General features: G+C 57.5%; 4 protein-coding genes and 1 pseudogene. All 5 read left to right on the forward strand.

Annotation, left to right across the window (positions count from 1 at the left end):
- The first annotated feature begins 144 nt into the window (after nucleotides 1–144).
- Nucleotides 145–4,329 carry a Tc toxin subunit A gene (locus tag BT204_RS13530; RefSeq protein WP_138763928.1) on the forward strand — a complete coding sequence of 1,395 codons (4,185 nt, stop codon included), beginning with the start codon at nucleotides 145–147 and terminating at the stop codon, nucleotides 4,327–4,329.
- Nucleotides 4,330–4,365: 36 nt separating this feature from the next.
- A complete protein-coding gene (locus BT204_RS13535) occupies nucleotides 4,366–8,931 on the forward strand; it encodes a Tc toxin subunit A-related protein (protein ID WP_275668961.1) in 4,566 nt (1,521 codons plus the stop codon).
- Nucleotides 8,928–9,200: a Tc toxin subunit A-related protein gene (locus BT204_RS28285; RefSeq protein ID WP_275668962.1), complete on the forward strand. Its 273-nt coding sequence runs from the start codon at nucleotides 8,928–8,930 to the stop codon at nucleotides 9,198–9,200. Before BT204_RS13535 ends, BT204_RS28285 begins: the two co-directional genes overlap by 4 nt.
- A gap of 11 nt (nucleotides 9,201–9,211) precedes the next feature.
- Complete coding sequence (locus tag BT204_RS13540; protein WP_072447129.1) at nucleotides 9,212–13,747, forward strand: SpvB/TcaC N-terminal domain-containing protein; 4,536 nt, start codon at nucleotides 9,212–9,214, stop codon at nucleotides 13,745–13,747.
- Nucleotides 13,744–14,764: pseudogene (locus BT204_RS13545) on the forward strand (hypothetical protein); the annotation flags it as partial. The gene BT204_RS13540 and the pseudogene BT204_RS13545, both read left to right, overlap by 4 nt.

Below are 14,764 nucleotides of genomic sequence, written 5' to 3' on the forward strand. Positions count from 1 at the left end.
CATCCTAACTTAAGCGTAGGCGGGATGGGTTAGCTTGAGCATTGTGCTGGCCGCACGGACGCCATCGCAGGCAAGCCAGCTCCCAAAGGTTGACCCTATTCCAATGATGTACCCGGTCAAACTATGGGAGTGGGCTCGCCCGCGATGACTGACTTACTGAGCACAAGCATCGGCCTGCAAGCCATCAATGCAAGCTTCCACCAGAGCCAAGCCAGTTTCCGCCAACGGCAGGCTCGCCCAATTCAGGCAACTCGGGTGTTCGGCCGTTCCTCAGGCACCGTTCGTCGCTACTGTCAGAGTTCACAGGTTCTTTATTTTTTAGAACCACTCAGTTTGTTGGACATAGCGGTGTATCTCTACCTGAGGGAATGCGTGGGCATGGACAACGACTCGAGAACTGACCGTCTGCTTCTTACGTTGGTCAACGAGCCCGAACGGCAAGTGGGCCTGGAAAAAGTCAGCTTCATCACCGCGATGCAGCAATTGGGCATGGCGTCGGTGTTCGACATCATCGCCCAACCCAAGCCCCACTTCGTCCAACGCCTGGGTGAGATCTGCGAGGCGGATGGCGAGGTGGCCTATGACAATGCCATGTGCTATGCGGTGCAGATCGGTCGGCTGTACCGTGAGCACCAGGTATCCAACGGCAGAACCCAGTACCAGGGCCAGCAGACCGGTGTGCGTGCGCTGGTCGATGTCGGGCCGAGTTTCCCGAACCTGTTCAAGGAAAACTGGGATGAGTTCTGCAAAGTCGGCGCGATGGCGGCGGTCGATTCGCCGGTGGCCTACCTCAGCGCTCAATATCGTTTCGCTACGCGCACCCTGGAAGGCTCCGGCCAGGGTGATCGGCCCAAGATTCTGTTGAGGACTCGGCGGCCCGATCTGGAGGGGTTGATCATTGACCAGCAAAGCACCTTTACCCCCAGACCGATGCTGGAGTTGGTCAATGAGATACTCATGGCCGACATCGCCCGGTACCGGACAGGAAAGCCGGATGCCAACAAGCCGATTTACGACGTGCTGGCCGAGCGGCGCTATCCGTTCATGTTTCCGTATTACTACCCTCACCACCAATGCCGATTAGGGCTGGCCGAAAAGAAGCTTGAGTTGGGGGAGTTGAACTATCGCATCAGCTTGCAGTTGCCCATCAGCCAACGGGGCTTGAACGATTATGGCGTGGTGCAGAACACTGCAGCGCAAGCGCAACTGTTGATGTCGGGGTTAAGCCCTCAGCAACAGCAACTGTTGATCGAACCTTCATTGTTCACCACGTTTTATCTATCGAAGGCTCAGCTGACGCAGACCTGGGCAGGGCCGGGGACTTCTCATCTGAGTCCGCATTCGGCCATCAGGATTGCTTTACTGATATCCCCACAGTCAAGCCTGAAGTCTGTTGTGCCTCAGGCAGAAACCTTAGTCAACCAAGGGAAATTGACGAGCACGGCAACGATTGAATTCTCGGGGCCTGACGATACTAAACGAGAGGGTCTTTTCTGGATTAATTCTGGGACGCCGTTATATGCGAACACGGCTAATATTTGGACGCCTAATTATCTTCACCCCGCGAATACCTCAACAATCTGCACAGTTATCCGCTGGGGGGGAGAAGAACCGTTTCCTATCGAACCGGGCTATCGAGCCTCATTTACTGTCACCACCACCACGGGCACTACCACTAGGCCCGTTTCACTGGCGGTACTCAGCTTCACCATTGTCCTGGATGAGTACGTGACATGGACGGCCGAGCAGCAGGAGTTTTTTCAGCGCAGTTACGGTCTCCAAGGTATTGGTCACGTTGACAACCCACTGGTGCAGCTCGAGACCTTCATGCAACGTTCGGAGCTGGATGCCGAGCAGGTCGAGGCGCTTTTATCCCAGCGTCAGCATTTCCCCCACGTGTCTCCCAATTGCCCCAGCGGCAACCCACAATGGACGGGGGGCAATGGCGTCGGCAAGGCATACCCGCACGCCTCTCACTATGGCGCGTGTTATGTCAACGGCCATGGCAGCGAGCGTTATGACAGTGTTGTGCCTGCTACCGTTGTCTCGACGTGTGCGGACCAGTTCGACAATTCCATGGGCCTCAAGGAAACCACGCTCGGTAGCCGCACGGTCTGGTACCTGACTAAAACGTCCCCTCAACGGTTTGACCGCCTGCAACGCATGATTCGTCTGCAGCGCTGGCTGAAGAAAGACCTGGGTATGGACATGTCCTATGCCGAACTGGACACGCTGCTCATTTGCGCCATCCGCAGCGAGGGTGAACACAACCTGACCATGGACCTGAACACCAATACCCTGCGGGTCTTGGGTGTTTATCGTTATTTCAGCCGACGTTATGGCATCAAGCCCGAAGAATTTGCGGCGTTCCTCCACGATCTCACGCCTTACGCCACGGGTGACAAGGTGCCGCTGTTTGACCAAGTCTTTAACCCTGCTGCGCTGTTCGATACGCCGTTGGAACTCAATAGAGCCGCCTTTAATGTCAGTGGGACAGACGCTGCGAACAAAAAAATCGTCGCACAACTCTGTGCCGCGCTCGGCCTTGAGCCTACAGAGTCATCGCTTTCTCGCTTGGCCAACCAAACGAAGGATTTTGTTGGGCCGTTACTCCGCGACCTTGGCACCCTGTCCTCGCTCTACCGTCAGGCGCGTATTCCGCAAATGTTTGGCTTGTCGCCGGAGGAAGGCTGGGGCCTGGTGGATATGCTGGGGGGGCTGGAGTACCAGCGATTACTCTGTACCGGGCGCCTGCTACAACCCTCATTGTCGTCCCTCAGGCCATGGTCGTTGACTGCGCAGGGCGCCAGCGATATGAGCATCAGGCTGGTGCTGGTGGTTGATGCCGCGCATGAAGGTACCTTATTGCGTCTGCTGCCAGGTTCAGCCTTGTTTGTGCTGGCGGGGACCGACTTTGCATCAGCAGCTGGCACGCGGGTGTTTACCCTGGAACGGCAGCCCCAGCATTCAGACGAAGAAAACTTCGTGCGCAATCCTGACGGCAGTGCGCTTACGCTTGAACCGTTGAGCGCTGGTGGGACGTTGTCGCTCAGCGGCAAGCGCCTTTCAAGGACAGCTTGGGAGGTAATAACCAGCCAACCGTCTTCAGTTCACCACCTGCAAGTAAAGTGCGGCACGCTGCCTAAAAGACACCTACCGACCGTAGAGGCTTGGGAAGAGGATGCAATGGCGCCCGCGCCTGACGTTCTCGATGTGTTGATGCAGATGGATTGGGCCGTGAATTGGCTCAAGGACAGCAAGCAAAGTGTTACCGGGGTACGCCGCGCGTTGGGCCTGGAGCCTGGAGATTACCTGCCCCCCCAAGGCTTGGTGGACCGCTTGGGCATATTGGCCGCCGCGACGCGAGAGGTATTGATTACCGATGAGCAGATCTCGGCGCTGAATCTGCCTGTTTATGAACGGCCCAAGTCCGCTGCCGCACGAGAGCCCATCAAATGGCGCGAAGTGCTGCAGTATTTGCTGGACCCGCAGGGGCTGGTGAGGCCTGTTCCGCTCACAGGTCTCGAAGACCCCCATCATTACTTGCAAGAAGCGATTAACTATCGAGTGGGGCAGTTGAACCTCTTCCCTCACGAGCGCGAGCAGAGCGTGGCGAAGCTTGCCGACATGTTACTGGCCGGCCATGACCGCCAACTGCGGCTGATCGAAGGTTTGGCACAAGAAATGATCAACCTGCCGATGGACCGCACCCAAGTTGTACTGCGTTGGGCACAGACCTCGGTACACGCCCTGTTGTCAGCGGTGTTGGGGCTGGCTACCGCAGCCGCCACTGACTCATTGATCAATCAACTCGAGCGTGTATTGCGTCATGGGACAGTGGTGATGGACCTGCGGTTGAGCACCAGTGCCTTGCGTGTGTTTTTGCTTAATCCGCAATGGCTGGGAGTTCCGGGTAGAAATCTGGAGTTGAACCTCAAGAGCTTCTACCTGCTGAGCCGCTACAGTCAGTGGTTTCATGGCCAAAGCCAGGCGGAGGAGGCATTGCTGGGTTATTTCATCGCGGCCAACCCCGGGAAAACAGCGCTCAAAAACAAAACATTGCGCGCTGCAGTCAGCGACCAGGCCGCTTCCGTTTTGGCCAGGCTGTTGGGGTGGCGGCAGGACGACGTGCATGAGCTTTTCCAACTGCTGGCGCAAAAGCGCGCCTGCTCCATGGCCGACATCGACTGGATCCTGCGCAGCCAAGCCACCTGTGCCGCCAGCGGCCTGGCTGCGGCGGACTTGCTCAGGGCCACAGCCCTGCACGGCGACAGTACGGGTGTGGCCTGGCAAGCGGTAGGCAATGCGGTCATGGCTGCCCGGCGCTGAGCGCCTGCGCACTTTTACGATGAATAAGGAGCGAGCATGTCCAGCTCAATCGATAGCCAGCTCAACGAAACCCTGCGCGATGCCCTGGTGGCCTACTATCTGGATGAGGTGGTACCGAACGCAGCGGAGTTTGTCGACGCCCAGTTGAGCGACAAAATCAAGACCGCCAACGACCTCTACCAATACAAGCTGCTGGATGTGCAGGTCAGCCAGGCCGTGCCCACCAGCCCGGTGGCCTCGGCCATCGCCAGTATTCAGCAGTACATCAATGCCGCGCTGATGGGCATGGAGCCGGGCTATGAAACCAAAGTGATGGAAGATCACCTGATCAGGCAGTGGCGCGAGATCGACTGCCAATACCCCATCTGGGCGGCCAACCAGCAGTTGAGCTATTACCCGGAACTGTATATCGACCCCTCGTTGCGCCTGACCAAATCCAAGTATTTCCAGCAACTGGAAAACGACCTCAATCAGAACAAGATCGAGATCGACACCACTCAGGAAGCGGTGCTGTCTTATCTGGCGAGCTTTGAGGAAGTGGCCAACCTGACGATTATCAATGGTTACATCAATACCACCGATTTCAAGAATGGCATGTATTACTTTATCGGCAAGTCCCGGGCCGAGAGTGTGTACTACTGGCGCTCGGTGGATATGTCCCAGCGTACTTACATGAACCTCAACGGCACGGATCCCAACCGGCCAAAGTTCGATTATCCGCAGCCGGGGGCGTGGTCAGACTGGCACAAGGCTAACTTGCCGATTTCGGCCAGTGCGATTGAGCGCACCATCAGGCCAGTGTTGTTTAATAACCGCTTGTTTGTATTGTGGGTGGAGTGCGTGGATAACAACCCTGCTCAGATGACGGTTGAAGAAGGTTATCTCCCAGGTGGTACCCCCATACCGCCAGATCCGGGTTCACCGGTTATCAAAGTACACAGTAACCCGATGTTGCGCTTGAACATGGTCTACAAGAAGTACGACGACAGTTGGAGTATGCCGCAAACCGTCATTGAAGCCTGGAGTGAGTCACCGTTGTTCAAGACTACGGACTTGGCGGAGCAGGTTGAGAGCATTGCCGTGGCCGACAGTTCGACAATGCCGGAGTCGATGTTTGTGGCGATGTATATGGGGTATACCGCAGGTAATGCGACGGATGGTGCGGCGGATCAATATGCGTTTCTAAAAACGGCGATGATCGATAAGAACTTTAATGTAACGGCGCTGTTTCCCAATCGTGGGTATGTGCCCAGTATCGGAACTCGAAAGGAGATCAAGGCACCCCATGTCTTGAGGGTGGGAAGGTTATTTGCTCAGGATAATAAAGGGCGGTTTCAGTTCAAAGTGCCTGAGCTTAGTATAGCGCTGAAAAGTGTCGAGTCGCATCGGCCGCATCAAGAGCTGGATAACTGGAATTTTGAAGAGAGGCAGGTTTCGATTGTTAGCCCTTCCCGTGGGGATGATGTTACTTATGATAAGTCTACAGGGGAAGTGTTCTTTAAATCTAAAATATCAGCTGTATTTTCAAAGCCTCCGGATGTGACGTTTTCTATAACGGCTTTTGATTCGGAGACGCAAGATAGATATAAGCTTGAAATGGTTTTGCCCGCAAACCAAACGGCGGGCTATGAGACGCTTTTGAACGGTTCTAGAATTCAAGTGTTGAGTGGTTCGCAGTTTAGTGGTGGGGGGAGGTGTAGGGTTAGTTTGATATCTTCTCGTACTAATGGATACGTTGGAAGCGGGTTATTGTCTTATTTCTTGTGTGACACATATGATGTTCATCATTGTACTCTTGGTCTGCCGGATGCAAATGGTTTTATATCAATATCTTCTAAGATTGCTGTGCTGGTGCGTGATTATTTGATGCACACCGGTTTAGTATTAAAAACAGTGCAGACGGATTGGCCTGCTGGATTCCGTCACGCTGAGGTCCAGGAGTTTATAAGGCCCCCTACTTATGTTTTTCAGCACGTTATTCTGCGACCTCTGAATCTGAGTGATCCGATGGCAGCTAATCCTGGCGCGGCGTCACTTTGGCACTCCGGTGGATTCGCAGTAATAAATCCACCCGACACCCATACATTAAAGCTCCCCATTAACCCTGAAACCCTGTTGCCTGACTGGCCGGGAGCCTGGCCCATCGGCTCAAAAAAAATTCCGATTATCCATGGTATCAAGGTGTTCAACGGTACCACTTGGCAGGTTTTGGGACATGCCCTGAAAATGACCTACGTAGAACTGGAGCTTGTCGCGCAAGTCACCACACCGCTGATCGCCCCTCGCATCAACACCCGTGCCAGCCCAACTCTGGGCATCGCCGAATTCATCGATTTCACCAACTCTGGCATCAAGCTAAACGATGCCGGCACCGCTCCACGCCAACCCATCCGCATGAATACATTGTTTGCACGCGAGTTGATCAACCGCGCCAATATCGCCCTGGAAAACCTGCTGTCCTGGGATACTCAGCTCCTTGAAGAGCCCCCTCTCAATCCACCAGCGGCCATTAACCAGATGGATTTTCACGGTGCCAACGGCTTGTATTTCTGGGAGTTGTTCCTGCACCTGCCTTTCATGGTCAGCCACCGTCTGAACCAGGAGCAAAACTTCGAAGGCGCCGAACAGTGGCTGGGCTTTATCTTCGACCCTTCGCGCAAAAAAGACGAGAAGGGCCGTCCGGCCTACTGGAACGTACGGCCTTTGATGGATGACCCGGTAGAAATGGACTACGTGTCGCGCAAACCCGCCGATCCGGACGGTATCGCTAGCAGCCACCCGGTGCGCTATCGCAAGGCGATCTACATGTTCTACATCAAGAACCTGCTGGACCGGGGTGACGCCGCCTACCGGCAACTGACCCCCGACAGCCTCGTAGCGGCCAAGCTGTGGTACGTGCGCGTGCTTGACCTGCTGGGGCCGCGCCCTGATATCAACGTGGTGGACCATTGGCAACCGATCCCCCTGAAAACCCTGAGCGACGCCACCAACTCAAAATTGCGCGAGTTCGAACAGCGCCTGATCCGGCAGGACCAACTACGCGAAGAGAGTGCCGCGGCCAACGATGGCGAGTCGCTCTACCACTTCGCCGAACCGCCGCTGTACCTGCGCACTTTCGCGCCCGACCCTACCCTGCTTGATCTGGATAACAGATACCTGCGCTTGCCCTTCAACCGTGAGTTGGTCCAGAACTGGGATACCGCCGAGGCGCGCCTGGACAACCTGCGTAACAACCGTACGCTGGACGGCAAGCCGCTGATGCTGCCCTTGTTTGCCGCCCCCTTGAACCCGCGCGATCTGCTGGCGGCGTTCGGTCAGGGCGCGGCCTCCGGTGGTGCCGCGCGGTTGTTGGCCCAGGAGGTGCCACCTTATCGCTACAGTGTGATGCACAACCGTGCCAGCAGTGCTGTGGAAACCCTGATCCAATTTGGCAATACGTTGTTGTCATTGATCGAGCGCAAGGAACAGGCGCAACTGCAGGAGCTGCAATACCACCAGGCTTGGGAGTTCGCCCAGTTTGCCGTGGACCTGCAACAACAGGCACAAGCGATTGACCTTGAGCAGAAAAAAGCACTGGAGGCGAGTAAGGCGCTGGCTCAGGGGCGCCTGGATTTCTACCGTAAGTTGGCCGATGAAGTGGTGAATGCCGGTGAAAAAGCTGCTGCAGCGCTGCACTTGGAAGGGCGGGTGTTGGACAACATCAGTCAGGTGGCCAATGCCGTTGGCAGTGGCCTGAAGGCCCCCCCCAATTCGGCTGGCGGCGGCGGCGGGGCTCACGCGGGTTTGACTAATGGTGCCGTTGCCATAGCGTCCTCCGGGGGATGGCGCCTGGAGGGCGTCGCCGAAATGGTCAGTGCCTATTCTTCAGCCAGGGCGGCGATGCTCCATACCATTGCGGAGGCGACGGACCGCGCTGAAAACTTCCGCCGCCGCCACCAGGAATGGATGCAAGCCCGTGACCAAGCCACGCTGGAAATTGCCCAGATCGAGGCACAAATGCAGGTGCTTGAAGCACAGGCCCGCGCCACCACCCTGCAATTGAACCAGGCCCGCGTCGCCCAGGATCAGGCGTTGGCCAGCTATGATTTTCTGCGCACCCGTTTTAGCAATGCGCAACTCTATCAATGGCTCAACGGCCAGTTCGCGACCTTCTATTACCAGGCCTACGATGCCACCTTGGCGCTGTGTCTGGCCGCCGAAGCCTGTTGGCAATTTGAACTCGCCGACTTCAGCACGCGCTTTATTCAGGCGGGCGTCTGGAAGGACAGCTACCGAGGCTTGAGCGCCGGCGAGGCGTTGAAGTTGTCCTTATTGAAAATGGATTCGGCGTACCTGAGTCGCAATGAACGACGGCTGGAGATCACCAAGACGGTGTCCCTGCGCCAACTCAAGGACAAGGATCCGACCTCCGCCATCAATCAGGACTGGGACACCATCAAGCTTGGCCTGATAGACAACTGCCGCGTCGATTTCCAGCTGACGCAGCCCATGTTCGACAGCAATTACCCTGGGCATAGCGTGCGCCGGATCAAACGTATCAGCGTGTCGTTGCCTGTGGTCCTGGGGCCCTGGGGCCCTACGAAGACATTCACGCCACCTTGACCCAAACCTACAGTGCCGTGCAGATAGGCGACACCCTCAAGGAAAACCTGCGGGCCAGCCAGCAAATCGTTTTGTCTGGCGGGGTGGATGACGATGGGCTGTTCACTTTCAGTTTCGACGATGAGCGTTATTTGCCCTTTGAGGGTACGGGCGCTATTTCAAGCTGGGCGTTGGAATTCACCTCGACTGACGTTGCGGCGCGGAACCGCCTGTTCGAATCGCTGACCGACATCATCCTTAAGCTGCACTACACGGCCAAGGCTGGCTAGGAGGAGGCATAGTGAACCATGACGAGTCGCTGCAAATCGCCGCGCCGTCCCTGCCCAAGGGCGGTGGCGCCATCCAGAGTATCGGCAACGGCCTGGGACCGGTCGGTATCAGCGGTGGTGCATCGTTCGAGCTGCCCTTGCCAATCTCCCCCGGGCGGGGTTTTGCCCCGGACCTGACGCTGGGTTACAGCAGCACCAACGGCAACAGCTCGTTCGGAATAGGCTGGGGCAAGACGCCCAATGCGATCACTCGACGAACGTCCACAGGGGTGCCGGCGTATACCGATGAAGACGTGATCCTGGGGCCGGATGGGGAGCCCTGGATGCCGGAACGCAACCCGATGACGGGTACAGAGGTTTCAAGGGTCGAGACGGCCTATAACGGCTTGCCGGTGGGGCCTTACACCGTTGTACGCTACTGGCCTCGCACCGAAGGCGCATTTGCACTGATCGAGCGTTGGTCCGATACCGACGACCCGGGGGGGTTCTGGCTGATTCACAGTGCGGACGGCAATCTGCACCTGTACGGCAAAACCGCTGCTTCACGACGTGCCGACCCGGATGTCGATGCGCGTGTGGGGGAGTGGCTGCTCGAAGAAAGCCTCAACCCGCGTGGCGAGCATATTGTCTACCATTATCAGGCCGGCGATCACGCAGGTGCCCAGCGTTACTTGAGCAAGGTGCTTTACGGCAATGCGCTCGCCGATGACCAGCTGTATGCGTGGCGCGTTGAGGCTGGGCAAGGCGTGCTATGGCATTTTCATCTGGTGTTCGATCATGGTGAGCGTCCTACTGCCCTCATGACCGCTCCACCTTATGAGGCCACCCAGGCATGGCCTGGGCGCAGCGACCCGTTCTCCAGCTATGTCTATGGTTTTGAGCTCAGGACGCGACAACTGTGTCGGCAGGTGCTGATGTTCCACTGCTTTCCCGATGAGCCAGACATGGGGTCGGCGCCCGTGCTGGTGAGCCGACTACTGCTTGAATATCGGCCATCGTCACTGGGTTATAGCCTGCTGCATGCGGCCCATGAACAAGCCATTGACCGGGCCGGGAAGGTACAGAGTCGGCCGCCGTTGGAGTTCATCTATAACGCGTTCGAGCTCGCACCGGATCCCCAGCGCTATCAGCCATTTGAAACGATGCCGGGTCTTGACGACGGCCAGCGTTATCAATTTGTCGACCTGTACGGCGAAGGTTTTCCGGGCATTTTGTATTCTGACGATAAAGCCTGGTATTACCGCGCACCTATGCGGGCCAAGGCGGCGAGCCACCCTGACGACGTGGCCTATGACGATTGGCATGAGTTGCCAGAGATTCCGATAGCTGACCGCCTGCAAGCACCCCGGCAGTTTTTAAGCGACCTCACCGGTGATGGCTGCCTTGAATGGGTCGTAGCCCAGCCTGGGCTGTGTGGTTTTTTTACCTGCAACCCGGACCGCAGTTGGTCGAACTTCGCGACCGTGGATGCCTTCCCTCACGAGTTTTTTCATCCCCAGGGGCAATTGGCCAATCTGATGGGGGGCGGCTTGTCTGACCTGGCGATGATCGGCCCGCGCAGCGTACGTTTGTATGCCAACCAGCGGCAAGCGGGGTTTGCCCCCGCCACCCAGGTTAAGCGCAAGGAAGGCGAGGATGATCTGCCGTTGATCAGTAACGCCGCCACCGAGTTGGTCGCCTTCAGTGACGTGCTCGGCAGCGGCCAGCAGCACCTGATCCGCATCCGCCACGACCGGCTTGAATGCTGGCCCAACCTGGGGCGAGGCCGCTTTGGTAAAGGGTTCAGGTTCAGCACGCTGGGTTTTGCTTATGACGAGTTCGATGCATCGCGGGTCTTGCTCGCGGATCTGGACGGCTCCGGTGCCGCAGACCTGGTCTACTTGAAAGCCGAGTGCGCGCTGGTGTTCATGAACCGTTGTGGCAACGGCTTTGACGACGCCGTCGAGCTTCCTTGGCCCAAAGACGTTCGCTATGACAGATTTTGCCAGGTGAGTACCGCTGACCTGCAAGGGCTGGGCTGCTCCAGCCTGGTGTTGACGGTGCCGCATATGTCGCCCATGCATTGGCGGTATGACTTTGTCGCAGCCAAACCCTATTTGTTATGTGCAACCAATAACAACCAGGGCGCCGCCGCGAGCGTGAAGTATCGCAGTTCGGCCCAGGAGTGGCTGGATGAAAAGCAGCAATTGCTCGCGAGCAATCAACCGGCCGTGTGTCGTTTACCTTTCCCCGTGCCGGTGGTGAGTGAGCAGGTTCAATGTGACGAAATCACGGGTAATCGGCTGACGCAACGGTTCGAATATCGAAAAGGCTTTTACGACGGACAGGTACGAACGTTTCGAGGTTTTGCCCTGCTCCTGGCGACTGATACCGACGCTGCTGCCGAGGCATCACCGGAGTCGGGTTTCAGTGAGCCGGTATTGCGCAAGACCTGGTTTCATGTCGGACAAGTGATCGACCCAGCGTGCGATGAGTATTTCAACGGTGATCTGGCCGCTCACCCCTTGGGAGCAACCTTGCTTAGCCATTATCACGAAGCCGACGGTGTCGATGACCTTGTCGTACCCCAGGCCGATGAGTTGCCTGGCATGCTCCAAGCACTGGCAGGCCAGGTATTGCGTGTGGAAACCTATGGAGGGCGCAACGCAGGCGACGTCCCCTATAGCGTCGAGCAAAACCGCTACCTGGTACGCGTGCTGGATCGGCCAGTAGGCGGTCAATTCGCACCTTACAAGGTGATGCTGGCGTTATCGTTGGAGTCGATCGCCTACCAGTACGAGCAACAGGTCGATGACCCGCAGTGCCAGCACGGGATCAACCTGCGCTGGGATGCCTTTGGCAGCCTGACCCATGGCGTCAGGGTCAGTTATGCCCGGCGCCTGACGGCCCAGGATGATCCGGCCTGCCAGGTGGACCCGAATGAAATCACACCGCAGAAACGCTGGTGGTGTGATGCCCATGATTCGGCGCAGCAGGTTTACTACCTGAGTGAAAGCCTGGCGCGGTTTATTCACCTGACACACCCACAGGGCTGGCGCCTGGCCCTGCCTTTTCAGCAACGTGACAACGCGCTGGTGCTGGGTAAGGGCTCTGGTCCCAACGGCTTGCAACCCGACGCGATCAGCTATGAAGCCTTTATCGCGCAAACCGCCGCAAACCCCTTGAATCCCCAAGCTCAGCGAACACTGGTGGGGCAGTCGGTGCAGCGCTACCGGGACTTGTCCGGGGTTCACCCCTTACCGGATGGAGAGGCCATATTCCTGGCCTTGGCCGATGAGTTGGAAATTGCCGAGCTGGATGAGGCAGCGCTCAAGGCGTACGACTTGCTGCGCAATGACGAGGGTGAAATGCCGTTTGACCTGGAGCAAAAACTCCTGGAGGTCGGGTACCACAAAATGCGCCTGGTTCTGCCGTCCATCGACGGGGCGCAAGCGCCATTGTGGTCGGTCAAGCGCGGTTTCAATACCTACGCCGGCCTCGCGGGTTTCTATAACGTCATCACCGTGCAGCAAACCCGCAGTCATGGTGTGACCCATCTGAGTTACGACCCCTATGGCTGCCTGAATACTCGGGTACGCCTACCTGACGGCTGTGAGACGCGTGTGGATTCGATTGACTATCGCTTGCTGCAACCGGCGCGCATTATCGACCCCAATCAAAACACTCAGGAGGTGCTTTACGGGGCATTCGGCCAGGTGATCGCCACCAGTTTTTTCGGCACCGAACGTGGTCAACCCGTGGGCTTTGCGTCGCTCGATGACTACCGTCCTCCACTCGGCGGCACACCTGGCCAAATCATTGATGCACCGGCCGCGGCGTTGCAGGATGCCGCCACTGCGCACTTTGCCGACCCGTTCAGTTGGATGGGCCGAGTGCCTGACGCCGACCTGCAGGATCGCCAATGGCTGGACGAATGCGTAGCGCAGGGCGACTTGCTACCCAGCGGGCATATTCGTGTGTCGGCCCGTTTGCTCTCGCCATCCGATGCATTGACGCCCGCGCGACAACGCCTGTTGAGCTTGATCCCTCAGGTGCGCCGCGAGCCTGTTCACGCCGTTACCTTGCAGGCTGATCGCTACCCGCTCGATCCGGAAAAACAAATCCGCGTCGCCTTGAGCTGTTGGGACGGTTTCGGTCGCGCCTTGCAGAGCAAGCAAAAGGTCGAGCGCGGTTATGCCTACCATGTACAGGAAGATGGCTCGTTGGCGCTTGACGGCAATTGTCGGCCGGTGACGGTACAGGATGTTGAGCGCTGGCGGGTCAGCGAGCGGGTCGAGTACAACAACAAGGGGCTGATTGTGCGCATCTACAGGCCCTATTTTGCCGATCATCATCGCTACATCAACGATGTCAGCTTCAGGCAACACGGTTACAGCGACCGACAATTCTATGACCCGTTGGGCCGTCCTACTCGTACCGTCCTCGCCAAGGAGGACTACCTGCGGCGTCATACCTACTGGCCTTGGTACAGCATTTACGAGGATGAAAACGACACCTATGAAGAGGTGATGGCGATGAAAGAGGCCCGGGGGAAGACATTGCAATGACCGCCCTTGCGCTGCACCGGCAGACCCCAGGCCTGAGTGTGAGCGACCCTCGCGGGCTGACGGTGCGCACGGTGCGCTATTGGCGTGAGAGTGGGCGGGAGCAGGCGCAGGCAAGGAGCAGTCGTAGTGGCTTCGACGGTGCGGGCCGAGTCGTGGCCGAGTGGGACCCGCGTTTGGTGGAGCGGGCCAACCTGACGCAGGTTTACTCGCTCGGCAGCAAGGTACTGGGCTCCCACAGCCTTGATGCAGGATGGCGTGTCAGCCTGTTCACGCAGGCGGCTGAACAGGTGCAAGCGTGGGACGCTCGCGGTAATGAGCGACAGGTTGAATACGATAGTTTGCTAAGGCCTGTGGCGGTGTTCGAGCAAGCTGCGTGCGTCGAACGTCATCACTACGCCGATGCGTCGCCGCACTATGCCGCGCACAACCAATGCGGCCAGTTGATCCGCCACGACACCCCGGCTGGAACGCAGCACTTCAATGAGTTCGGCTTGACCGGCGCGGTGCTGGAACAGCATCAACACTTTCTGCAAAGCCTGGATATGCCCGATTGGCCACTGCCCCTTGATGAGAGAGATGATTTGCTTGAACAAGCAGCCGGTGCTCGCAGTACTTTGCAGTTCAACCCGGTGGGCAATGTGCTGGAGCAAACCGATGCGCAGGGTAATCGGCAGCGTTTCACTCACACCATCGACGGCCGATTGCGCGAGGCCTGGCTGCAGCTGAAAAACGCGACCGCCGCGCAGCGGCTGGTACATGACATTCACTACAACGCTCAAGGACAGATAGAACAGCAAACGGCAGGCAACCAGGTCACCAGTCGGTTTGATTACTGCCCGAAAGACGGGCGATTGAACCGTCTGAGCGCTGCCGGGCCTAGCGACGAACCGCTACAGGATTTGCACTACGTCTATGACCCGGTGGGCAATATCCTTAGCCTTGAAGACAAGGCCCTGCCGGTGCGCTTCTTTGCCAATCAACGCATCGAGCCGATCAACCGCTATACCTACGACAGTC

The sequence above is a fragment of the Pseudomonas sp. NFPP02 genome (assembly GCF_900119355.1).
Taxonomy (GTDB): domain Bacteria; phylum Pseudomonadota; class Gammaproteobacteria; order Pseudomonadales; family Pseudomonadaceae; genus Aquipseudomonas; species Aquipseudomonas paracarnis.